General features: G+C 63.4%; 1 protein-coding gene. It reads left to right on the forward strand.

All coding sequences use genetic code 11. The features are described 5' to 3' along the window. On the forward strand, positions 1 to 372 hold a 372-nt coding region (locus KVT44_RS55705; RefSeq protein WP_217576894.1), incomplete at both ends, for a L,D-transpeptidase.

Here is a 372-nt window from a genome sequence, read left to right on the forward strand (position 1 = left end):
CCGAGCACCCGACGTACAACGGTCAGATGGTCATCTCCGAGAAGTTCAGGCAGATCCACATGAACGGTGCGACCGTCGGCCTCACGAAGAAGGACGGCAAACCCTCCTACGACATCGAGGCCGTACCGCACGCCATGCGCCTGACCGCCTCGGGCACCTTCATCCACGGCAACTACTGGGGTGCCGACGCGGTCTTCGGCAAGGTCAACACCAGCCACGGCTGCGTGGGCCTGAAGGACGTCAAGGGCGGCGGCGACGGCAAGCAGCCCGCCGCGTGGTTCTTCGACAACTCGATGATCGGTGACGTCGTGATCGTCAAGAACTCCGAAGACAAGACCACGTTGGCCCCCGACAACGGCCTCAGCGACTGGA

The sequence above is a fragment of the Streptomyces sp. GbtcB7 genome (genome assembly GCF_019091445.1).
Classification (GTDB): Bacteria; Actinomycetota; Actinomycetes; order Streptomycetales; family Streptomycetaceae; genus Streptomyces; species Streptomyces mirabilis.